At 40.6% G+C, this 24423-nt stretch carries 19 protein-coding genes; 10 read left to right on the top strand and 9 right to left on the bottom strand.

Translation table 11 applies throughout. The features are described 5' to 3' along the window. Positions 1-126: 126 nt before the first annotated feature. Entirely contained in the window at positions 127-501 is a 375-nt protein-coding gene (locus AACH28_RS03200; RefSeq protein ID WP_312905631.1) for a hypothetical protein, read from the bottom strand. 223 nt (positions 502-724) lie between these two features. Between AACH28_RS03200 and AACH28_RS03195 the strand changes: the two genes are divergently transcribed. Further along, complete coding sequence (locus tag AACH28_RS03195; protein ID WP_341832229.1) at positions 725-2071, top strand: IS5 family transposase; 1347 nt, start codon at positions 725-727, stop codon at positions 2069-2071. 206 nt (positions 2072-2277) lie between these two features. On the opposite strand, the gene AACH28_RS03190 is transcribed toward AACH28_RS03195, so the two are convergent. The 4 genes from AACH28_RS03190 to AACH28_RS03175 all read right to left on the bottom strand — a co-directional run bounded on the left by AACH28_RS03190 (position 2278) and on the right by AACH28_RS03175 (position 5004). Next, positions 2278-2676, bottom strand: a complete 399-nt coding sequence (locus AACH28_RS03190) for a hypothetical protein (RefSeq protein ID WP_341832228.1) — start codon at positions 2674-2676, stop codon at positions 2278-2280. A gap of 338 nt (positions 2677-3014) precedes the next feature. Beyond that, complete coding sequence (locus AACH28_RS03185) at positions 3015-3218, bottom strand: adenylyltransferase/cytidyltransferase family protein (protein ID WP_341832227.1); 204 nt, start codon at positions 3216-3218, stop codon at positions 3015-3017. 15 nt (positions 3219-3233) lie between these two features. After that, on the bottom strand, positions 3234-3716 hold the full coding sequence (locus AACH28_RS03180) for an adenylyltransferase/cytidyltransferase family protein (protein ID WP_046676287.1): 483 nt from the start codon (positions 3714-3716) through the stop codon (positions 3234-3236). Positions 3717-3828: 112 nt separating this feature from the next. Further along, complete coding sequence (locus AACH28_RS03175) at positions 3829-5004, bottom strand: IS4 family transposase (protein WP_341832226.1); 1176 nt, start codon at positions 5002-5004, stop codon at positions 3829-3831. 266 nt (positions 5005-5270) lie between these two features. Here AACH28_RS03175 and treY point away from each other — a divergent pair, with 266 nt between their 5' ends. The 7 genes from treY (at position 5271) to AACH28_RS03140 (ending at position 18534) form a co-directional block, all read left to right on the top strand. Further along, positions 5271-8111, top strand: coding sequence for a malto-oligosyltrehalose synthase (treY, locus tag AACH28_RS03170; RefSeq protein ID WP_341832225.1), 2841 nt, complete (start codon positions 5271-5273; stop codon positions 8109-8111). A gap of 12 nt (positions 8112-8123) precedes the next feature. Continuing rightward, positions 8124-9473: a 4-alpha-glucanotransferase gene (malQ, locus tag AACH28_RS03165; RefSeq protein ID WP_341832224.1), complete on the top strand. Its 1350-nt coding sequence runs from the start codon at positions 8124-8126 to the stop codon at positions 9471-9473. Between the two features lie 8 nt (positions 9474-9481). Continuing rightward, positions 9482-11590, top strand: coding sequence for a glycogen debranching protein GlgX (glgX, locus tag AACH28_RS03160; protein WP_115048581.1), 2109 nt, complete (start codon positions 9482-9484; stop codon positions 11588-11590). Positions 11591-11605: 15 nt separating this feature from the next. Continuing rightward, the gene (treZ, locus tag AACH28_RS03155) at positions 11606-13423 is read left to right on the top strand and encodes a malto-oligosyltrehalose trehalohydrolase (RefSeq protein ID WP_341832223.1); all 1818 of its coding nucleotides are present in this window, start codon (positions 11606-11608) and stop codon (positions 13421-13423) included. Between the two features lie 403 nt (positions 13424-13826). Further along, complete coding sequence (locus AACH28_RS03150; protein ID WP_341832222.1) at positions 13827-15044, top strand: GAF domain-containing protein; 1218 nt, start codon at positions 13827-13829, stop codon at positions 15042-15044. After that, positions 15035-16003, top strand: a complete 969-nt coding sequence (locus tag AACH28_RS03145) for an ATP-binding protein (RefSeq protein ID WP_341832221.1) — start codon at positions 15035-15037, stop codon at positions 16001-16003. The genes AACH28_RS03150 and AACH28_RS03145 overlap by 10 nt, the downstream gene beginning before the upstream one ends. 341 nt (positions 16004-16344) lie before the next feature. After that, positions 16345-18534 carry a catalase gene (locus tag AACH28_RS03140; protein WP_115048585.1) on the top strand — a complete coding sequence of 730 codons (2190 nt, stop codon included), beginning with the start codon at positions 16345-16347 and terminating at the stop codon, positions 18532-18534. Positions 18535-18623: 89 nt separating this feature from the next. On the opposite strand, the gene AACH28_RS03135 is transcribed toward AACH28_RS03140, so the two are convergent. The 3 genes from AACH28_RS03135 to AACH28_RS03125 form a co-directional block, all read right to left on the bottom strand. Then, the gene (locus tag AACH28_RS03135; RefSeq protein WP_070560777.1) at positions 18624-19097 is read right to left on the bottom strand and encodes an ankyrin repeat domain-containing protein; all 474 of its coding nucleotides are present in this window, start codon (positions 19095-19097) and stop codon (positions 18624-18626) included. 301 nt (positions 19098-19398) lie between these two features. Further along, positions 19399-19551 (bottom strand): lmo0937 family membrane protein, encoded by a 153-nt coding sequence (locus AACH28_RS03130; RefSeq protein ID WP_115048587.1) that lies wholly within the window; start codon positions 19549-19551, stop codon positions 19399-19401. Between the two features lie 264 nt (positions 19552-19815). After that, positions 19816-20991 (bottom strand): IS4 family transposase, encoded by a 1176-nt coding sequence (locus AACH28_RS03125; protein WP_341832220.1) that lies wholly within the window; start codon positions 20989-20991, stop codon positions 19816-19818. 326 nt (positions 20992-21317) lie between these two features. Here AACH28_RS03125 and AACH28_RS03120 point away from each other — a divergent pair, with 326 nt between their 5' ends. Both AACH28_RS03120 and AACH28_RS03115 read left to right on the top strand, forming a co-directional pair. After that, entirely contained in the window at positions 21318-21818 is a 501-nt protein-coding gene (locus AACH28_RS03120) for an RNA polymerase sigma factor (protein ID WP_046676293.1), read from the top strand. A gap of 358 nt (positions 21819-22176) precedes the next feature. Next, on the top strand, positions 22177-23262 hold the full coding sequence (locus tag AACH28_RS03115) for a hypothetical protein (protein ID WP_341832219.1): 1086 nt from the start codon (positions 22177-22179) through the stop codon (positions 23260-23262). Between the two features lie 10 nt (positions 23263-23272). Here the strand turns inward: AACH28_RS03115 and AACH28_RS03110 are convergent, their stop codons facing one another. Then, positions 23273-24118: an alpha/beta hydrolase-fold protein gene (locus AACH28_RS03110; protein ID WP_407073632.1), complete on the bottom strand. Its 846-nt coding sequence runs from the start codon at positions 24116-24118 to the stop codon at positions 23273-23275. Positions 24119-24423 lie beyond the last annotated feature (305 nt).

Below are 24423 nucleotides of genomic sequence, written 5' to 3'. Positions count from 1 at the left end.
TCACTTTCTTTTGTGCAAGCATTCGCACAGGTATGGCAAGCAGTAACACATTGCCAACAGGCTTCTATACACGATTGTTCGATTGAATTTATCATAAGTTTGTCGTTTTGTCTCGCTGATTGCGCCTTACATAACTGACTTGGCGGCTTTGATGCTATCTTCTAAATAGCCCATTATACCGTCATGATCAGCTTGGGTAATTTTGCCATTCCTTAAATTTTCCAAAACATCTTTTTTAATTCGAGCGATGGCTTGTTCTTTCTCCATCGCTTCTACTGCTGTCTTTGCATTGATTCGATCGACAATGATTTTGCCGAGTTTGTTGTATATCCTTTCAGCTTCCTTATTGGACAACGCTGGAGCTGGAATCCCAGCAACAGCCTCGTTAGCAGCAGCTATATTTGCATAAATGACTGCTTCGGTATTCTTTGCTGCCGCAGCTTCAGCTCTCGCTATAGCCTGTTCACTGGCTGCCGCTGCTTTATGTTCGGCCTCCTCCATATGATGGGAAGCTTTTTTCTGAGGAGTTTGATGATTACACGATATCAACAGCAGACTGGTTATTAAGGAAAAGAAAAAGATGTTATTACATATCATGACCTACGCTCTTAATTAGTCTCTCCTTAAACCACCTATAATTTACTGATTATTAGTATTTTGGATTTAAAATAGCTTGTTTTTTATTGCAAGAATTTGTATCTTAGAGCTTTAAAACCTTGCAAATATGTTGGGGAAAAATCCAGAAAAGAAGCCAGAATTATTTCGCCCAATGTTGGTGGATTTTATTGACCACGAGCATGAACTTGTTCTACTTTCAGAAAAAATAGATTGGAATTATTTTGAGAAAGAATTTTCGCCCTTGTATTCCAAAGTGGGCAATCCGAGCCATCCGATTCGGTTTATGGTGGGTTGTTTGCTACTGAAACATTTGTATAATTTGGGCGATGAGACGTTGGAAAAAGCCTGGATCATGAATCCTTATATGCAGCATTTTTGTGGCAGGGTTTTCTTTGAACACGAATTTCCTTGTGACCCGAGTAATTTTGTTCATTTCCGAAAAAGAATTGGCGAAAAAGGTATCGAAAAAATCTTTGCCTACAGCGTAAGAATGCACGATGCCAAGACGAACACCTCAAATTTTGTTTTGTCCGATACTACCGTTCAGGAGAATAATACCTCTTTTCCTACCGATGCAAAATTGTGCAAAAAAGTGATTGATTATTGCAACAAAATAGCCGGAAATGAAGGCATAAAACAAAGACAACGCTACACAAAAGTCAGCAAACAAATGGTGCGCAACACCTACAACGGAAAACATCCCAAGCGGGCAAAAGCGGCAAGGAAATCTCAAAGACAGCTCAAAACCATCGCCATGAGACTGATTCGTGAATTGCAACGGAATTTTAATTCAGAACAGCAAGAATTTTATAAAGATTTAATGACATTGTACACCAAGGTTGTCACACAAAAAAGAAACGATGCCGATAAAATTTACAGCATTCACAAGCCTTTTACCCGATGTATTGCCAAAGGAAAAGCGCATAGCCAGTATGAATTTGGGAATAAGGTAGGTTTGATAACCACCGCCAACAAAGGCAAGAAAATCATTCTCGGGATTAAAGCATTTTTGCAAACTCCTTACGATGGTCACACCATAGAACCACTTTTGGAACAGATGGAAACCGGTGGTCAAAAGCTCCCAAAAGAACTCCTTTACGATAGAGGTGGCAGAGGAAAATCAGAAATAAAGGGCGTGAAAATCTCCATCCCAAGCACTCCAAGAAAAAAAGACACTGCTTATCAAAAGCAGACAAAGCGCAAAAAATTTAGAACCAGAGCGGCAATAGAACCTATCATCGGACATTTAAAAACCGATTTTAGGCTGGCAAAAAATTACTTCATGGGAGAAACGGGACCACAAATCAATGCATTACTAGCTGCAACCGCTTGGAACATGAAGAAAATGATGGAACTACTGAAACAGAAAATTATTTTCTTATTTTATAAGATACAAATTATGCTGTTTTCTAATCCTGTTTTTAAAAATAAATTAAATAGTGGGTTTTGTTAAGGAACGACTACTTAATATTGGTTATGACTGCTCATTATCAGTATGTTATATTCGCTGTGTGAGTCGCGCCAACATAATCAGCTAAGGATTTAAAACCGTATTAAATTTTTGCGATTGGAATTTTCTCGGTAATGCCCCAAAGTACACGTTATTTATACGCTTATCTCAGGTAGTTTCATTAAAAAACGGAGCCATCACTTGTTATACTAATGTGCGTTCATGAAGGGAGAGCGTACTGTTAGATCCCTAATCTGTGTAAAAAGCTGGAGAATCTCTATGTTTGGGGCTACATAGGCATCAACAAACCGTTGACATCGCTTCGCTTCTTTTAGCTGAGTTTGATCCACAAGAACAATAACGATCAGGTTTGGATAGCGATTATTTAGAAGCGAAAAGAAAAGGGCGGTATCTTTAAATACCAAACGATAATCGAGCAGCAGCAATTCAGGCTTTTCATGAATGAGAGAATTGCTGCTAATAGATTCAAGAGATGCTGCTTCCAGGACAACCCTTGCGGGACTTTGTATATGTTCAGAAAAAAGGATGCGATAGGCAAACAACTGCTTTCTCAAACTCGTAATAATACCGATATTGATTTTTTCCATAACGAACGATATTGTTGTTGTTTACAAGCCTGCAGTATCTATATTTCATTGCTCCTTTATTGGGGTGTAGTTGAAATAATATTTGCGGAATGGCATTTTAAACTTGCGCCAAAACTCCTTTCCGCCTTCTCAATTTCTTTTTCACTCACAATTTTTCGAAGCGACTGACTTGAAAATCGGTTTTTGTTCTTGGTATAACAAATTTCAGTTCCCTCTGAAATACAATAATCTCTGCCTGAAAAATCAACCATCTTATAGTCTTCCCCTATAAAGAATTTGTGGACAGGTAGTGACTGAAGCATATCTGTAATGTCGTGATCCGATTCAAAAGGGATGATTTAATCAACAAACTGACAGCCTTCCAATTTGATGAATCTTTCGACCATGGTCTGAGCCGTGTCATGGCCATCAGCTTCCTGTACATTTGAATCAGTTTTAAGTCCCACAATGAGATAATCACACTGACTCTTCGCTTCCTGTAGCGCAACGATATGGCCTACATGCAACATGTCAAATACGCCGAAAATAATACCTATAATCATATTTTTACTATTAGTTTATGCGTTTATGCGCTTTAACGCGTAATTAGCCCCATCGTTTATACTGACCACGGCGCCCTTACTAGTGTTTTCCTTCGATGCAATTATTCTCCGCAAAGACGAACTCGAGAACCTGTTTTCCCGTCTATTGAAATAAAGTCGTATCCCTTTTTCTTCGCAATACTGTCTGCCTGTAAATGCCTTATCCATATATTCATCACCCAAAATGCGAACATGTATTTTGTATGAACGTAAAACGTCTTCGAGGTCCTGCTCAGTAGCGTAAGGGATAATCATATCCACATGTTTACATGCCTTTAATTGCATATAGCGTTCAAATACCGATTGTGTCGGCTTGTTTTTTTCTGGACGATCCAGAGTTGGATCTGTCTGCAGACCGCAAATCAGAAAGTCGCACTGTTCTTTGGCATCTTCGAGCATCTTAATGTGACCTGCATGAAGCAGATCAAAAGCGGAAAACGTAATTCCTATTTTTTTCATATTATAATAATTTAAACTGCAATTATCATATGTGTCCTAAATAAATTTTAGGATTCGATTTCTGTGGTACAAGCATAGCTTTTTTCATCATTTCGATATTGACCCCTATTTTTCAATCTGCGAAGATCTTTAGCTGTCCCTTTTTTCCTTTTATAGGCGGCCTGAAAAAGGGATCATCTATCCATTGCCAGATGTTTATTTTCACGAAGATATTCATTCTGATGAATGCGACCAGATTGGACAGGTTCCAGTCATATTTGGCCTTTTTTTGTAAGTATTTTAACAGTAATATGCCAATGAGTGAAGTCCAGATCTGGATCATCACTGCATTTTCAGAAGTCCCTATGAATGTCGATACTTTTAAGCGCTGCTTTAGATGCTTGAAGAAGACTTCGATATGCCAGCGTTGTTTATAGATGTTTGCCACCAAAGAAGCCTTCCACTTCGTATTATTGGTCAAAAAGTGGTACTCATTGCCAGTGGTGCTGTCCCAAAAGTGGACTAGGCGTAGCGGCTTGCCGTTGTATTTATTGCAGGCAGCACCGGATAGCTCAATGAGCTCATCCTTAAGGATCCCCTTTTCCATGAGTGCTTCACTCTGATAGGACTTGATAACCTTGTACTTCATATTAACTTTACTCCTGGTAACGAAGTAACACCCCCTGCTGTCCAAATCCCCAAGCCAGCTGTAATCCACGTAGCCACGGTCCACTACCACCACGCTTCCCTTGGAAAAACTGTAACTACCGGCTCGCTGGCTCTCATGTACTTTTCCATCGGTAATCTGCATAAAAACAGGTAGGCAGCCATCATAATCCAAGACAGTGTGCAGCTTTACGGCACCTTTGGTGCTGCGAAACTTTGCCCAGTCAAATACAGATAGACATAAGGGGATGATGCTTGCATCCATCAGATATACTTTACGCTTTAGCTGAACAAGATCTTTGCGAAAATGGGTGTCCTTTTGCCAAAGCCTATCCAAAACAGAATAGTAAAGATCTTTGAAAAGTTCATGGGTACGGTGTGTGTTGATATAGGATATATTAGACTTACTTGGAGCTCTTACTACACCTAAGTGGTTCAGATTACCAGTGGTACTGCGTAGACCGTTACTAATATCACGAACCGAATCTGCCGAGGAAAAATGACAGAAAAGCATACTGACTAGATGCGTCCAGCTGTTGATCCCTTTCTGATGTTTGTCACTTTTGTGCTTTGAAACCAAATCTTTGAATAATTCGCGGTCGATAAGAGATAAAATCTGACTAAAAACATTTAAATTTATCATGGCGGTGTGTTATAATTTTGCAATTTAAATATAGCAACTTTGCTATATCCAAACACCGCCACTTTTTAAACGTTTAGGACGCAAGTGTGCAATTATTGAAGAAGTACAGGTAGAACGCAGCTCAGAAAGATTCGTTTTAATTTTAAATTATTTTTTTGCCTTATTATTTTCAACCCCCTTCCATCTCATTTCAACTTCCCTTTTTTGAAAAACGATTGAACTAAAATGGCTGGCTAGCGTTCTGAACTAAAATGAAATCCAGCACTATGCAGACGAATAGAAATGTATCCATTAATAAGCCAAATACAACCTACAGAATTCAATTTCATAAAGCGTTTAACTTTGCTGATTTTAAAGCCATAATTCCTTACCTGCTTAATCTAGGTATAGATACGATTTATGCTGCACCTATTTTACAATCAACGCCGGGGAGTGTCCATGGCTATGACGGTGTTAATATGCATCAGATAAATCCAGAATTAGGTACACTCGACGAGCTCAGGGCTATTAAGAAACAATTAAGAGAATCCAATATCAAATGGATTCAGGATATCGTTCCAAATCACATGGCATTTCATCCAGCGAACGAATGGCTCATGGATTTGCTGGAATTTGGACAGTCATCAACATTTAGCCGTTTTTTTGATACCTGCTATAGTTCTAATTTATTTGAGCAGGGAAAATTAATGGTACCTATATTAGCAAAGACTTTGGATGAAGCAATATCAGACAATGAAATTACAGTCGTTTCTTCCGATGATAGTCTTCGACTTTCTTATCAAGGAAATGTTTATCCAATTTCACCAGAATCTTATGGCTTTATATTGGGCGATTATTTACGGGACACACAAGCCGATTTTAGCGGCCTTTTGGTTCAGATAAATACCGCTCAAGCCAATGGAGATAACGAAGAGTGGAAGCAGTTGCGAATACACATCTTTAAAGGTCTCTCAGGCGAGATACTTACGTCTACGCTGCAACGCTTTAATGCGGATCCCGATCGTATTCTTGAATTGGTAACTAGTCAGAATTATGAGCTTTGTCCTTGGTGGCATACACATCAACGAATAAATTATAGACGTTTTTTTACGGTCAACGAACTAATTTGTTTAAATGTGCAGGACGAAGAAGTATTCAAGCAGTCTCATGAGCTAATCAAAACACTCGTTGACGAGGGGCTGATTGATGGACTCCGCATTGATCATATCGATGGACTTTATAATCCCACAGCCTACCTCTACAATTTGAGAAAATATATCGGTCCGAAAACGTATATCGTCGCTGAAAAGATACTGGAGAAAGGAGAGAATCTCCCGGTCGACTGGCCTATACAGGGAACAACGGGCTATGATTTTTTATCAGTTTGTAATAATGTATGTTCCTGCCAGTCGGGAAAGAAAATATTGAATAACTATTATCGCAAAGTTACTGGCGAAAGCTTATCAATTAAAAAAGATCAATATGCAAAAAAATGTAAGATTCTTACAGATCAGATGCAGGGAGAGCTCGACAATCTTGCCAAATCGTTAGCATCACTTCTGGGTGTTGTTGACCAAGAGAAGCGGGATGCGCTAAAGGACATTTTAAAGTCCTTTATTGCACTTTTTCCGGTCTATCGGCTTTATGATGATTGCTTTCCATTGTCAATAACGAACTTCGAACTTGTGTCTTCACTTTTTGAAAAGTTGATGAAGAACCCCGAGCTCGACCAAGAGCTGGTCGATCAATTTCGAAATCAGTTTCAGCAAGCGCAGGTAGCTTATCAATCGCCGAACCAAACTGCTTTGGCCGATTTCTTTCTCCGCTGCATGCAATTGACTGGGCCAGTAATGGCAAAAGGGGTAGAAGATACCTTGATGTACACCTACAACCGGTTTATTGGACATAATGAAGTGGGTGACCATCCACAGAATTTAGGGCTTAGTATCAAGCAATTTCACCGATTTATGCAGGATCGGCAAAAAGATTGGCCACTGTCAATCAACGCCAGTTCAACACACGACACCAAGCGGGGGGAGGATTCACGGAGCCGCCTTTTGGTCCTGACTGCTATGGCGCAAAAGTGGGTAAAACAACTGCGCATTTGGCAGGATGTGGTCTGGAATGAATATCGAAAGGACATTCCGCACCCAAATGATGAATATTTCATCTACCAGTCTTTGGTCTCCTCTTATCCAATGGAGAAACAGGATGCGAAGGCATGTGCAGCATTTGAAAAACGTTTCTTGGACTACTTGGTGAAATACCTTCGCGAAGGTAAAGAACGCTCAAGCTGGGAGAATCCAAATTTAGTTTATGAAGCTTCAGTTCGGGACTTCGCTTCTTTTTTGCTGGACAAAGACCGTCCTTTTTTTACGAGCTTTTATCAATTTATTGAGGCAGTCGCTGATTATGGGATATTGAATTCACTTATTCAGCAAATTTTAAAGTTTACTTGTCCTGGTATACCCGATATCTATCAGGGATCAGAACTTTGGAACTATAGCTTTGTTGATCCCGACAACCGACGACCTATAGCTTATGAATTAAATAAAGGTCTCCTCGACACTATCGAAGAGACAGCCAAAGAAGAGCGAATTCCATTTTTATGGCGAAATAGACACGATGGAAGAATAAAACTTTGGTTGGTAAAGGAATTGGTGAAACTGAGAAAGGACGATCATACACTTGCACCGGATAGCAGCTATATTCCACTGAAGGTGACTGGTCGATATCTGAAACATATATTGGCTTTCGCACGTAGGTCAGGGGATGAGTGGTTAGTGGTGATTTTACCGCTACATCTTGCCGCTATTGGTAAAATCGCAAAATTTGTGCCCTGTTCATTTGATTGGTCCGATACAAAAGTTCAGCTTTTAACTCATCGTTCAGTGACTTGGCAGCATGTTTTGATGGATAGCAGTGGCGAAGGCACAGAAATTCCTATCAATGCTATTTTTAAGGATCTTCCCATGGCGATCTTAAAATATAAAGATTCCACTCAGAAAAGGAGTTCCGGTGTATTGTTGCATATAAGCTCATTACCGTCACCTTATGGGATCGGAGATCTCGGGAATGAAGCTCGCCGTTTTGTTAAACAGCTCCAACGTGGAGGCCAAAGCTGGTAGCAGATCCTTCCATTGGGGCCTACAGACTTAGCACAATGTTATTCGCCTTATAGCACCTTAAGCAGCAGGGCTGGAAATCCCTTACTCATCGATTTAAAGGAATTATTAAAATTTGGCTTGCTGAATAAGGATGAATTGAAGACCTTGAAAAAGAAGGGCTTGCAAACAATAGATTTCGCGGAAATAAACAGCTCAAAATATCGGCTCCTTGAAAAGGCATTCCATCGTCTTCCAGCGCAGCCTACGCAAGAATTTTCCGAGTTTGTAGACCGCGAATCTTCCTGGCTTGATGATTATGCACTCTTCAAAGTTTTGAAAAATAGACATGACGATCGTCCATGGTATCAATGGCCAGCGCTTTATAAGCTTCGCGATAGCGCAGCGCTGGAAGATTTCGCCACTCGATTTGCAGATGAATTGCAACAGGAAAAATGGTTTCAGTTCCTATTTTTTAGGCAATGGAGTGCGTTAAGAAACTATGCGCGTGATTATGGGATTAGGTTTATAGGCGATATCCCATTTTATGTTGCCTATGATTCTGCCGATGTGTGGGTCAATCCGCAGTACTTTTCATTAAAAGCAGACGGTACTATAAATCATGTTGCGGGGGTACCACCCGATTACTTCAACGCCGACGGTCAATTATGGGGTATGCCAACCTATAATTGGAGCTCACTTCAAAAAGATGGTTATCAATGGTGGGTGGAACGTTTGTCACATAACTGTACGCTATTCGATACGTTACGGCTTGACCATTTCCGAGCATTTTCTTCCTATTGGGAAGTGCCCCATGAAGAAACTTCCGCAAAAAATGGAAGCTGGGTTGTAGGGCCTGGATCGGATTTTTTTGATCATGTGAAAACTTCGTTGGATCATATGCCTTTTATCGCCGAAGATCTTGGTGACATAGACGCTAAGGTATATCAGCTACGTAATGAATATAATTTTCCGGGAATGGCCGTATTACAATTTGCTTTTGGCAACGATATGCCCCATTCACCTCATATCCCGCATCAATATAACCGCAATACTGTCGCCTATACGGGCACCCACGACAATAATACTTCGCTGTCTTGGTTTAATCAAGATCTCGATGGAGCGGGCAAAGAAAGGATCAATAATTACTATGGGCAAATCGTTGAAAATACAAATCTAAATGATGTCCTCATACGTTCACTCCACGCATCCGTTGCAGACAGCGTTATTATCGCGATGCAAGATATCCTGAATCTTGATGGATCTTGCCGCATGAACCGTCCCGCCAGCACAGCTGGCAATTGGGTATGGCGTATGCAAAAAGGGGCATTTGCAGCAAACCACCAGGAGAAATTAGCTTACTACACGAAATTATACAACCGTTAAACATACAGATGGAAACAAAAATTTATACCGGAAGCCCTTATCCATTAGGAGCTACTTACGATGGGGAAGGGGTTAACTTTGCCCTTTTCTCCGAACATGCTGAAGCTGTTGAACTTTGCCTCTATACTAGTTCCGATGAGGAGGAAGTCACAAAATTTAAAATAACCGAGAAGACGCACCAAGTGTGGCATATCTATCTCTCGGGAATTAAGCCAGGACAACGCTACGGCTATCGGGTATATGGTCCGCACGATCCATCGCAAGGACACCGTTTTAACCCCCATAAATTGTTGATTGATCCGTATGCAAAAGCAATATCAGGTACTGTACAATGGGATGATGCGCTATTTGCATACACTATTGGAGACGATGATATGAGTTTAGATACAACAGACAGCGCTCCTTTTGTTCCCAAAGCTGTTGTTATTGATAACAAATTTGATTGGGGGAACGACAGTCCGCCGCGGGTACCGATGCATCAGAGTGTGATTTACGAAACCCACGTAAAAGGTTTTACAGCGACACATCCTGACATTCCCGAAGAAATAAGAGGAACCTATGCTGCTTTGGCACATCCTGTTGCTATAAATTACCTGAAAGAACTGGGTATTACTGCCGTCGAATTGTTGCCGATCCATCATTTTTTGACTGACCGTCATTTAAAGGACAAAGGACTCACTAACTACTGGGGATACAATAGCATCGGTTTTTTTGCTCCCGATGTGCGCTATTCCGCTTCAGGTACACATGGCGAGCAGGTTATGGAATTTAAAAAAATGGTCAAGGCCTTACATGATGCCGGTATCGAAGTGATCCTCGATGTTGTCTACAACCATACCGGCGAAGGTAACGAAATGGGGCCAACACTGTCTTTTAGAGGAATTGATAACGCTTCTTATTATCGCTTGGCGGAAGACCAAAGGTATTATATGGATTTTACCGGAACTGGCAATACCTTAAATACACGTCAACCCAATGTATTACGTCTGATTATGGACAGTCTGCGCTATTGGGTTGAAGAAATGCATGTTGACGGGTTCCGCTTTGATTTGGCATCAGCATTGGCACGGGAGTTACACGAGGTCGATAAATTAAGTTCATTCTTTGACGTTATTCATCAAGATCCGGTGATTTCACAGGTCAAACTCATTGCAGAGCCTTGGGATATCGGAGAAGGGGGCTACCAAGTTGGCGAATTTCCTGCTGGCTGGGCCGAATGGAATGGAAAATACCGTGATTGTATCCGAGATTATTGGATCGGGGCAGATAGCATGATTGCTGAATTTGCCAATCGCCTTACAGGATCCTCCGATTTATATAGGGGAGATAATCGAACACCCTCCGCCAGCATTAATTTTATTACTGCACACGATGGATTTACACTTCATGACCTTGTATCGTATAACGATAAGCACAACGAAGCCAATGGCGAGGATAATCAAGATGGTGAAAGTCACAATCGCTCCTGGAACTGCGGGGTCGAAGGACCTACAGAGGATGCTACAGTTAATAGCCTAAGACAAAAACAAAAACGAAATATGCTGGTGACCTTGTTCCTGTCGCAAGGTGTGCCTATGCTCGTCGCTGGCGATGAACTGGGCAGAACACAGCAAGGCAACAATAATGCGTATTGCCAGGACAATGAGATCTCTTGGCTGGACTGGACCAGCGTGGATGGAACTTTATTGGATTTTACTAAAAAATTAATTCATTTTCGCCGTGAACATCCTGTATTCTGCCGTCGTAAATGGTTTCAAGGTATACCCATTCGTGGTACGGGTGTCGAGGATATCGTATGGTTTCTCCCAGACGCATCTGAGATGGATGATCATCATTGGCAGGAGGATTATGCCCGTTCCCTTGCTGTATTTCTCAATGGTCAGGGAATTCGATCAGTAGACACCGCTGGTAATAAAATAGTGGATGCCAATTTTTACCTTTTATTTAATGCCCATTGGGAAGATGTCGCCTATAAACTCCCTAGTGAAATCTATGGGGCTTCCTGGAATAAGATCATAGATACGAATAGCGATAGGATAGGTGATTTTGGGGAGTTTCCAGCTGGGGATACGGTTTTAGTTCCCTCGCGCTCGATTCTTTTATTTCAATCACAATAGAGCGACCACTGGATTATGAGCAAAACAGGAATTAGACAATTAGGAGTTCAATACAATGGTGCGCTATGGGAGATTCGCGTATGGGCGCCAAATGCAAAGAATGTCTATTGCATGCTTTATAATATGGGTGTCGAAATACCGCTAGAGCAGCAAGCCTACGGTTATTGGTATGCCGAAAGTGATCTAATCCGTGCGGGCGATTTGTATAGAATACGGGTAGACGACAACGAATTTCCTGATCCGCTTTCTCGTTCACAACCGGAAGGTGTTCATGGACCGTCTCAAGCTGTAGACCTCGCTTTTTCATGGACCGATCAAGACTATCAGCCGCCGCAACAATCAGATTTTATCATCTATGAGCTTCATGTCGGTACATTCTCGTCGTCCCATGACTTTGATGGAGTTATCAAAAAGATTCCTTATCTGAAAAATTTGGGAATAACTGCTATCGAAATCATGCCGATCGCTCAATTTCCCGGAGAGAGAAATTGGGGTTATGATGGCGTATTTCCATTCGCGGTACAGCATTCTTATGGTGGCGCTTCCGAATTGCAACGGCTAGTTAATGCCTGTCATGAGGCTGGTATAGCTGTAATTCTCGATGTGGTCTATAATCATGTGGGCCCCGAAGGAAACTATTTTGCGCAGCATGGTCCTTATTTCACTGAGAAATATCGAACGCCCTGGGGCGATGCACTCAATTATGACGACCGTTTCTGTCACGGACAGCGGGATTTGGTAGTCAACAATGTACGGATGTGGTTTGAAGACTTTCACATTGATGCGCTGCGCATGGATGCAGTACATGCGATCAAGGATTTCAGTCCAATTCACATCCTTCAGGAAATCCGTGCGGAAACGGATAATGTGATCGCTAAAACAGGGAAAAATCGATATCTCTTTGTTGAGTGCGATCTTAACGACAGAAGATTTTTAGACCCCTTGGCAAAAAATGGTTTTGCGATGGATGCGCAGTGGCTAGATGAGTTTCACCATGCCTTACGCGTAGCCGTAGGCGAACCAAAAAAGGGCTATTATCGGGAGTTTAATGGCGTGGAAGATCTGGCAAAAGCCTACGAGAAGGCCTATGTTTTTGATGGGAACTATTCTTTCCATCGCGAGAAATTTTTTGGAACAGATACGGCGGGTATTCCGGGCGATCGCTTCATTGTTTTCAGTCAGAATCATGATCAGGTCGGCAATAGGATGCTGGGTGATCGTGCGGCCTCGCTTTACGCCAGAGAAATAACACGTCTTATGACTTTTGCTGTATTCATGTCGCCCTATCTTCCGCTACTATTTATGGGCGAAGAATGGGGGACAGTGCGACCTTTTCCGTATTTTATCAGTCACAGTGATCCAGAGCTGGTAGAGCTGGTGCGGGAGGGCCGCAAGCGGGAGTTTGAAGATTTTCTCACAGATCACGAGGTTCCCGATCCACAGGATGAAACAATATTTAGGCAAGCTGTGTTGGATTGGGACGAATTGAACAGGCAACCATATCAGCAACAGTTGTCCTATTATAAATCGATGATCGCATTTCGGAAAAGCAATCCGTTGTTAAAAAATATGCAACGAAGTGATATCAGGACTGAGTGCCTCTGTGATAAGAAGGTACTTAGTATCTATGTGGAACAAAAGGAGAGGCAAATGATTATCCTGATGAACTTTTCAGCTCATTTACAACATGTCAATCTACCAGCAGCTGTGCAATGGACCTTGTCATTTGATACCAGTGTACCGGACGCCGACCTTTTGGCAGAGACTGACGCTGTTGCAGTGCAGGACTGTTCCTTATTACCATGGTCAGGGTATGCTTACACTTCGAAATAGATCGTTTTGGAAAGATTTAAGTGAGTTGATCTTCAGGAATGAAAGCTATTAAAAGATAAAAACAAATTATTCAAACAACTTCGTTAAAAGTATTGTTCCTTATTTAAATACGGCTTGTCCAGTCGTGAAGAAAGTTTTAAAAGCTAGGTCCTTTCCAACCTAGCTTTTTTATTTTTAAAAGGAACAATTGCTTATGGTTTTGAATACCAGTGGTTTGAACGACCAGCTATTCAGAATAAATTTTAAACAAACGTTTGATCTGTTATTCGTCGCAATTTTTTTTTATCTTAGCCTAAGATATGACATGTTTGAAGAGGGGTGCTAGATTTATAATGTATGGCAAATTATCTCTTTCGAGAATTTCCTATTATTAGCGAATTAAATGATTAAAAACTAGCAAACTATGCGTCAACTGGAGTGTCACGAAGAGAAAATCCACCTATGCGGTAAGATCCAGTCTTTCGGTTTCCTTTGTATTTTTGATGAGAGCGGATGTATTGCCGCAAGTGAAAACTTAACTATCGTTCTTGATATTCCCATGAAGGAAAACCTCGGACGCTCTATTGCTCAGCTATTACCATTGCTATCGTCCGAAAAGGAGTTGAATCTTAAAGAGATTGAAACGCAAATTAGAGGAGAGATCTTTACACGTTTTGTGGAGCGTATCCGCATTAAAAATGTAGACTATTACCTGAGTATTTACCAGTACGACGAGCGGACATACCTTGAAATAGAAATCTGTAATGAAAATCATTTAAAAGCGACGCGATTATTTTATTATGCGAAGTACCTTGAAGAACGTCATGGCAATGCTTGGCAATCATTGACTGTACTGATCCGTCAGATTATTGGTTTTGACCGAGTTATGGTATACCGTTTCGAGGAGGACAATAGCGGACAGGTCATTGCAGAGTCCATCGCAGATGGAATGACCCCATTGATGGGGTACCGGTATCCGGAATTTGATATTCCGGCACAAGCACGAGAACTCTATGTGAAGTTTCTTGCGCGCCACGTAGCTGATGTTGATGGTCCGACTATTGCTATACAGGGTTTGGAGGCTGCTGAGGTAGACTTGACACGCTGTAGCCTCAGAGCATTATCTCCAGTACATTTACAATATCTTAAAAACGCAGGAGCACGGGCCAGTGCCAGTTTTTCTATCGTTATCGAAGGAAAACTTTGGGGCTTGGTGGCGTGCCAGAATAGCGAGCCTTTGAATGTTGATCTCGCCCAACGTCATTTATGCGCTTTTTTAACGCAATACGCTATAAACTACTATCTTTCAGAACATCAAAAAGAAAACCTGGTAGCACAAACCATTATGGGTGTTATGGAACGTGATCTGAAGTCTGAGTTATTAGTTAATAGCGATATTGGAATTGTGCTTGAACGCTTTGCACCACAAATTCTAGAAATTGCGGGCGCAGATGGACTAATGATCAAGCACGACCGGGGTTCTAAAAGTTGGGGCGATGTACCCACTGAATTGCAGTTGCGTGAGATCGATCGCTTTATAGAAGAAGAAGGGCAAAATGATTTATTTTTTACATCAAACTTTGTCTATGGTGACAGTGCCCCCCCCCGCAACCGGTTATATTGCCTGGCATTTTGCGGATAAATATCCTTCCCAGCAATAAATGGCACATCTATTTATTCCGCAGAGAACATGTTTACGAAGATGTATGGGCTGGAAAACCCGAAAAAATATATCATTACGATCCTGAAAAGAAAGTTGAATTTCCATCTCCACGGACATCTTTTGAAGCTTGGCGTGAAAAGATGAAAGGCAAGTCTATCCAGTGGAAACGTGCCGAGCTTTCTTTTATGGAGAAAGTCGCACAAATAACCCAACAAGCTATTGCCCAGCGCGGCGGAGAGATTGCTCAGCTCAATAAAGAACTTGTCAGGTCCAACAATGCCTTGGATACATTTGGCTATACATTAACCCATGATCTTAAAAATCCACTTTCATCGATAAAGCTTGCTGCCCAGATGATGTTGATGAAAGATGATCTTCCGAAGGATATGTTACGCAAAATGGCACTAAATATTATGGATGCTACCGCGCTGATCACTGAAATGATGGACAAGGTGTATCAGCTAACGCAATCGAATTATGTTGCCTTCAAAACGGAACTGATCGATCCACGGAATAAAATTCTTAACATTCTCGAAAGCTGTAAGCAGCAGTTTGAAAGCGCCCATCTTGAGTTTGTTTTGGGAGAAACTTTGCCGATTTTAGGGGAAAGAACACTGTTATACCAGTTGTTCTTAAATCTGATCAGCAATGCCATAAAATATAGCAGTAAAAAAGATCGCCCGAGAGTCGAGGTATATAGTGAAAAGCAGGGACATTTCGTTAACTACTATATTAAAGACAATGGTATCGGAATGGATATTAAGGATGATAGTAATATATTCGATATTTTTAAACGCTTGCCGAACTCGCAGGGATTTGAAGGTTCGGGAATTGGGCTCTCTATTGTAAAACGCATCGTAGATCGTCTCGAGGCAAAAGTCACCGTCGATAGCGAGCTTAATATAGGTACAACTTTTTGTATAACATTTAAAGTCTGATAGACATATAAAAATTCTTCAAACAAAAAAAGGAGCCCTAAAGCTCCTTTTTTTGTTTGAACGTAGCAGCAACCTTTAACAGCGGTAGAGTTGCTATCCGCCGTACCTACTTTAAACAAGGTTCATCCAGTCTATACTTTCCCTTATTAATGGGCCATCCGATCTTCTTGGAGAGAAAATTTAAGAACACTTTTAGAATTAAAACAAACGATTAGTCGATTGGAAAAGTTCCTATATGAAATGGTGAATATTGCCCGTCCAGATGGATATGCAAAAGTTATAGCTGAATTTTCTTCAAAGTTTATACGACAAACGATGTTTAAACCCAAAAATCGATTATAATGAAAAAAAAAGAATTGAAGACTGAACAAGTTGATCCAGTGGAAAATAAAAAGGTCAACGCCCTAAGACCACATACGGCGGACGCCACAGGACAGCAAATGACCACTGATCAGGGAGTCAAGATCAATGATGACCAAAATTCGCTGCGTGCTGGAGATCGGGGCGCTACGCTTTTGGAAGATTTTATTCTCCGAGAAAAGATCACACATTTTGACCACGAGCGCATTCCCGAACGTGTTGTACACGCAAGAGGTTCGGGCGCGCATGGCGTATTCAAACTATACAAGCCTTTAGCTGAATGGACAAAAGCGGGTTTTCTTAATGATATCGAAACTGAAACCCCAGTGTTTGTGCGTTTCTCTACGGTTGCTGGTTCGAGGGGGTCGACGGATCTTGCCCGCGACGTTCGTGGTTTTGCTGTCAAATTTTATACACAAGAAGGTAATTTCGATCTGGTGGGTAATAATATGCCTGTATTCTTTATTCAGGATGCAATGAAGTTCCCCGATCTTGTTCACGCTGTCAAGCCCGAACCCGACAATGAAATTCCACAGGCGGCTTCTGCCCATGATACATTTTGGGACTTCATTTCTTTAATGCCTGAGTCGACACACATGATCATGTGGCTGATGAGTGATCGAGCAATACCGCGAAGCTACCGCATGATGGAGGGATTTGGTGTTCATACTTTTCGGTTGATCAATTCCAATGGCGAATCGCACTTTGTTAAGTTTCATTGGAAACCACTGCTTGGAGTTCATTCAGTCGCATGGGATGAAGCTCAAAATATATCCGGTAAAGACCCCGATTTTCATCGAAGGGATCTCTGGGACGCCATTGAAAACGGTGCATTTCCAGAATGGGAACTCGGCATACAGGTCATTCCCGAATCTGACGAATTTAAGTATGACTTCGACCTGCTAGATTCAACGAAGATTGTTCCTGAGGAGTTGGTGCCTGTTCAGCCTATTGGAAAAATGACTTTAAATCGAAATCCCGATAATTTCTTTGCCGAAACGGAGCAGGTTGCCTTTCATATTGGCAATATTGTGCCAGGAATTGATTTTACAAATGATCCGTTGTTGCAAGGGCGATTGTTCTCTTACACAGATACCCAACTTATTCGTTTAGGTGGACCTAATTTTCATGAAATTCCGATTAATAGGCCCATCTGTCCTTCGCACAACAATCAGCGTGACGGATTTATGCGGCAAAGGATTGATCGAGGTAAGACGAGCTATGGACCAAATTCATTGGGGAATAATGATCCTGCGCAGGTAGGCGAGGCAGATGGTGGTTTTAAAAGCTATCAAGAGCGTATTGATGCCAGAAAAGTGCGGGCTAGGAGCGATAGTTTCCGCGACCATTTTAGTCAAGCAAGGCTGTTTTATAATAGTCAGTCTGAGCCGGAAAAAAATCATCTTGTAGATGCGTTCAGTTTTGAGCTGGGTAAAGTGAAGGCCGTTTCGGTAAGGCAGCGCATGATCGGTATACTGTCGCTGGTCGATCAGGGGCTGGCAGCTGAAGTTGCGTTTGCCTTGGGATTACAGGTGCAAAAAGAAGTTGAAAAGCCGATTAATAAAAGCATCCCAGCAGATGCCGATCCTTCCGATTATGAGCCTATTCAAGTCAAGGAGCAATTAAAAAAATCGGCGGCTTTAAGTATGCAAAATACGATAAAAGATACGATCAAGAGTCGAAAGATCGCCGTGCTTGCTGCCGATGGAGTAGATACGAAATCATTTCAGGCCGTGGCAGATGCGATCCGGGCTGCGGGTGGAATTGTCCATGTTATTGCACCTAAGCTCGGGGAGGTTACGGGCACGGACAACAAGAAGATCCCTGTTGAAGAAAGCTTTTTAACGGGAGCATCGGTGCTGTATGACGCCATATATATACCCGGAGGAAAGGATAGCGTAGCTACACTGCAGTCCAATGCCGATGCTGTCCATTTTCTAAATGAAGCATTTAAACACTGTAAAGCAATTGCCGCGGATGTCGAGGCAAGTCCGGTTTTGGAAGCGACCTATTTTTTTAGCAAGGTATACCAAGAGTTTTCAGCGGAGACTGTACTTGATGACGGAATCATAGTTGATCAGGATCCGAAGTCCTTAGTGGATAAATTCATTAAAGCAATTGCCCAACACCGGTTTTGGGAGCGGGAAAAATCGCGCAAAGTGCCTGCGTAGTATCTAAATAATATCCAATGTAGAAATATGCCCCAAAAAGTTTTATACTATTTGGGGCATATTTATGGACCATCCTATTTAAATAAATACTAATGCTGTAGCAGTGTGAGGGCGGTATCATTTCCCTGTTGCGCGGCGAGGTCTAACACCGACAAGCCACGGGTATCGAGTAGCCTGGTATTTGCACCATTGTCAAGTAAAAGCTTAAGTACCTCATTTCTACCAAACATGGCTGCAAACATCAGCGCGGTGCCACCGTTCCCATGTTGCAGGTTTAAATTTGCGCCATAACCGATTAATAATTTGGCAATATCATGATAACCTTTAAAAGCAACACCCATCAGGGCTGTGTTTCCACCGTTATCCTGTGCATTTACATCGGCACCAGCTTCCAATAGTAATTGGGCTGCAGCCAACTTATTGTTATAACAGGCAATGATCAATGGGGTATAGCCTTTGCCATCCCGTGTATTTACATCGGTATTCTGATTGATCAATTCACGTAAGACTTCGAGATTGCCCAGTCGGGCAGCATGAATCATGATTTCTGAGTTTTGTGTCATAGTGGTTCAGTTTATATCGTAAAAAGCGTTAAATGGGATCGGCAAAAATGCTTCCTGGCGTTCCTTTTTAATTTGAACAAAACTGGGAACCGAAACGTTTGCGCTCATTCGATGTTTTGAAAAGCTTAATTAAAATGTCAAGGTATTATTCTTACCTCAGTTACAAATGAAGAACATAGACTTAGCGACAATATCACACTATTCTTTTTGCCATGGAATCAATAGCGAGTTTGTAAATCTTCAAAACAAACGAAGCCGAACGTAATTTATGTTCGGCTTTGTTTCATCTTTTGAGTTCAGTTTAAGCAGCACCACGAATGACACGTAATAAAACGACAATAATGGCAATGACCAATAACACGTGGATGATATTCCCCGTAGCATAACCTCCAAAAAAACTTATCGCCCAAATGATGACCAATATAACGGCGATGATGTACAATAGATTTCCCATAATTTGATTTTTTTATTAGAACAGCATTCGAAGAGTGATAGTTTGCTTTTATATCGTATTTCGATCAATAGGATGTTCCGTTTTCTCAACAACTATATACAATGTTCATTTGAATATAAAATGCTAAAACGCAGAATAAACGTATTTCTAACATTTCAGCAGTAAATAAATACCTTATCACATCTGTCCTAAATAAATTTTAGGATTGGATTTCTGTTGTACAGGCATAGCTTTTTTCATCATTTCGATATTGACCCCTATTTTTCAATCTGCGAAGATCTTTAGCTGTCCCTTTTTTCCTTTTATAGGCGGCCTGAGAAAGGGATCATCTATCCATTGCCAGATGTTTATTTTCACGAAGATATTCATTCTGATGAATGCGACCAGATTGGACAGGTTCCAGTCATATTTGGCCTTTTTTTGTAAGTATTTTAACAGTAATATGCCAATGAGTGAAGTCCAGATCTGGATCATCACTGCATTTTCAGAAGTCCCTATGAATGTCGATACTTTTAAGCGCTGCTTTAGATGCTTGAAGAAGACTTCGATATGCCAGCGTTGTTTGTAGATGTTTGCCACCAAAGAAGCCTTCCACTTCGTATTATTGGTCAAAAAGTGGTACTCATTGCCAGTGGTGCTGTCCCAAAAGTGAACTAGGCGTAGCGGCTTGCCGTTGTATTTATTGCAGGCAGCACCGGATAGCTCAATGAGCTCATCCTTAAGGATCCCCTTTTCCATGAGTGCTTCACTCTGATAGGACTTGATAACCTTGTACTTCATATTAACTTTACTCCTGGTAACGAAGTAACACCCCCTGCTGTCCAAATCCCCAAGCCAGCTGTAATCCACGTAGCCACGGTCCACTACCACCACGCTTCCCTTGGAAAAACTGTAACTACCGGCTCGCTGGCTCTCATGTACTTTTCCATCGGTAATCTGCATAAAAACAGGTAGGCAGCCATCATAATCCAAGACAGTGTGCAGCTTTACGGCACCTTTGGTGCTGCGAAACTTTGCCCAGTCAAATACAGATAGACATAAGGGGATGATGCTTGCATCCATCAGATATACTTTACGCTTTAGCTGAACAAGCTCTTTGCGAAAATGCGTATCCTTTTGCCAAAGCCTTTCCAAAACAGAGAAATAAAGATCTTTGAAAAGTTCATGCGTACGGTGTATGTTGATATAGGATATATTAGACTTACTTGGAGCTCTTATTACTCCTAAGTGGTTCAGGTTACCAGTTGTACTGCGCAGACCGTTACTAATATCCCGGACCGAATCTGCCGAGGAAAAATGACAGAAAAGCATACTGACTAGATGCGTCCAGCTGTTGATCCCTTTCTGGTGTTTATCACTTTTGTGCTTTGCAACCAAATCCCTGAATAATTCACGGTCAATAAGAGATAAAATCTGACTAAAAACATTTAAATTTATCATGGCGGTGTGTTATAATTTTGCAATTTAAATATAGCAACTTTGCTATATCCAAACACCGCCACTTTTTAAACGTTTAGGACGCAAGTGATACCTTATTATCTTTTTTTATTAGTTGCTTATTTTTTGATCATTATTTAAAATAAATGTCAAAAAGCTATTAAACTTTGCTTAATTAGCTTTATAAAATAGGAAAACGTATTTCTACCCTCAACGCTGCTATTTATTTTTTGGCGCAAATGGAACTTCAAATCTAGCATCCTTCTTGTTACCTCTGTTCATGTAAAACCATTTTAAACAATCAGTTGAAAAAAGAAAGAGGATAAGTTATGAACAACTACAATTTAAATGTACTCATCAACGAAAAAAGAAGTTTGCTTAATCATTTTGCTGCTAAATTTACAGCTGATCCGGATGAAAAGGAAGATTTGATCCAAGAAACCTGGATAAGGGCATTGAAGTCCATAGACAACTTTGTGCAGCATCCGAAGTTAATGAGCTGGCTATATGTGATTATGAAGCATACGTATATTAATAAGTATAGAAAAGCCAAGCGGGTGACGGAAATTCAGGATAATTATATTGCCTTAGAAAGTACCAATACGTCTGAACTTAATAAAGGGATCAATAAATTTATGGCCGAAGACATCGAAAAAGCGATGACCAGTCTTACGCCCGAAAATTATGAAATTTTCCGTTTATTTTTAGATGGTTATAAATACCATGAAATCGCTTCCTATTTTAATATGCCAGAAGGCACTATAAAGACCAGAATTCACATGGTACGTAAAAAGCTGCAAAAACAGCTCAAAGTTTACCGCTTAAATTAACTGTTTCGACAACTATAAATAAAAGCTAGGCTTCAATTGTCTAGCTTTTATTCCTCGAAAGAGAACATTTTCCTTTGCGATAAACGCTGTGGTAAAGTCAATCAGAATATCAAAATCAACTTCTTCAATGGCAGTTTTATCGTATCTACAGGAGTGTTGGAGATCGACACAACCTGTCACTCCGCGATAAAAATATTTTTCATGTAGATGCTTTTTTACCTAGCATAACTGTCAGGGGGATGTATTATTTTTTGAAGATAAGTTCTCGGAAACTGTTTCACTTCAATTTTATCCAAACAAGAAGCTTCCTGCAATTGTTGTTACATATAACTGTATTTATTTCTTAACGTATTTCTTTATGGTAATGTTCGAAAAACAACTTTTGCAAACGCTTATTCGGGTTCAGGATGAATTATGTGTCACCATTTCTGTTAATACCCATCGAACACATCCTGATAATCTCAGTGATCGCATAAAAATCAAAAATTTTAAAAGAGAAGCGATTGATAGGTTGTTGGATAAACATGATCAGAAAGATATTGCTGGTCTGATCGAAAAATTGGAAAAAATAGATCAAGAGCTCGATATCAATTATAATCTTGAAAGTCTTCATATTTTCGTTTCTGATACCATCAGTGAAGTTTTCAAGTCCTCTTGGGAGACAAACCAAGAAGGAGTCCATATCAGCAATACATTTGCAGTACGCCCGTTGGTGAAGGAGATTGGCCGTCAAACCAGTTATCTTGTGATGCTCCTTTCGCAAAGCGGTGTCCACCTTTTTCGAGCCACCAATGGTCGTATTGTTGAGGATATCAGTAGCGAAGAGTTCCCGATTCCCGAAAATCAATTCCATAATACTTTTCCGGATAAGAGCAGTGATGCCAAACATCTTGATGATCTTCTCAGGGAATATCTTAATCGGGTTGATAAAGCCCTTTTACGATTTATTGGTGGAGAGAGGATTGTCACGCTCGTTTTCTGTACAGAAGATAACTATAGCAAGCTCTTACAGGTTGCAGATCGCCCCTCGGTCTATTACGGATACCTGCCTATTGATTATAACAACATTGAAACACATCAGTTGGAGAGCCGTTCTTGGAATTTTATGAAACAGGAGCTTGTACGAAAAAATGAGGACTACTTTAAAGAATTGGAAGCAGCTGTGGGCAAGGGCTTAGTGATCACTGATCTTCAAGAAATCTATCGCGCCTGCCAGGACGGCCGCGGGGATATCTTAGTGGTTCAAGAAAGCTTCCATCAGGCCGTAAAGATTCTTTCGGATCGGGATATAGCGATAGTAGACAGCCCTATAGGATTGGACACGATCGACGACATCAGTAGTTTATTGGCCTTGTTGATCGACGAAAGGGGAGGACAGACCGTATATGTTCCTCAGATACCGAATGAGGAATTACAACCTATTGCCCTGAAGACTCGGTACTAGTCCAATTAAGTTAATTATGCTTAGTGAATAACCATTTTTGGAGCTCGTCCGTTAGTAGAAACGGAATGACAATATTATTATGCTGTAAATTTTTAAAAGTTGTGAAATTGAGTTTACGATTTCCGTGCAGCTTTTTGTACAAATCTTCGCTTCCAATATAAGGGTTCTCTATATCTTTTCGACCATGGATAAGCCAAATGTTTTTATGAACAAGTGCGTTGATATTAGATAGATCTGGTACAGCGGCGATAGAAATCATTGCTGCGAATTTTTCTGGGGCCAGGCTCATGAGGTTTTGTGCTGTTGACGCTCCCATAGAATAACCGACGAGATAAATTCGATTTTTATCGATATTTTTAAACTCGTCTTCAATATTTTCTATCAATTCTAAAATTTGCCGTGCATCTCTTGAAGGTCTTGCCTCAAGTATACCATTCTTATTCAATTCGTAGATTGATGAACGCTTTTCAAACTGTGGGGCAACAACGAAACAGTTGAACCTTGTATAAATATCTTCTCTAATCCAGGTTCTTGCCAAATGCTCTAATTGGTTTTCATTGTCACTACCCATTCTAGATGAATTATGAAATGTAATGACAACAGGATATTTTCTTTTTGAATTGAAATTTTTTGGTAAGAGAAGCCGGTAAGGTATTGTAACGAACTCATTGGTGAATATCCTTTTCTCATATTGATCCGTGCTTAACTGGCTTAATATTGTTCTAGTTTCAACAAATGTTGCACTATCTATTCGTCTATTATCGTATTTGTGTCTTTGTGCAAAACAAAAATTACATGTAATTAAATTTAATAGAATACCAAATTGTAGAAAAAAACTTGATCGTTTTTGTAGCATAAGACCTTATTGGCTAGTGATTCGTGTATACTTATATATTAATTCCAATATAATTTAGATTGCGTAATCCAATGGTATTGATTACGGCATTAATATCGTGTTCTGTGCGTTGCAGCTTTTTGTCCACAATAGCCGCAAAAATTGGTTTCTATCGCACAATTGCAATTAAGACATTTATTATTCATTGCTTGGTTAATTGTTTTTTTGCAAATATAATTTTATTATCGAGATATATCGCCTTACTTCGCTCTTTAATTTCATCGTACTGAATCGCTATTTCAACGAAAATTAGACACAAGCAATTA

Origin of the sequence: Sphingobacterium thalpophilum (assembly GCF_038396785.1) — a bacterium.
In the GTDB taxonomy this organism is placed as follows: domain Bacteria; phylum Bacteroidota; class Bacteroidia; order Sphingobacteriales; family Sphingobacteriaceae; genus Sphingobacterium; species Sphingobacterium thalpophilum_A.
This window is presented reverse-complemented; position numbering and strand designations above follow the sequence as displayed.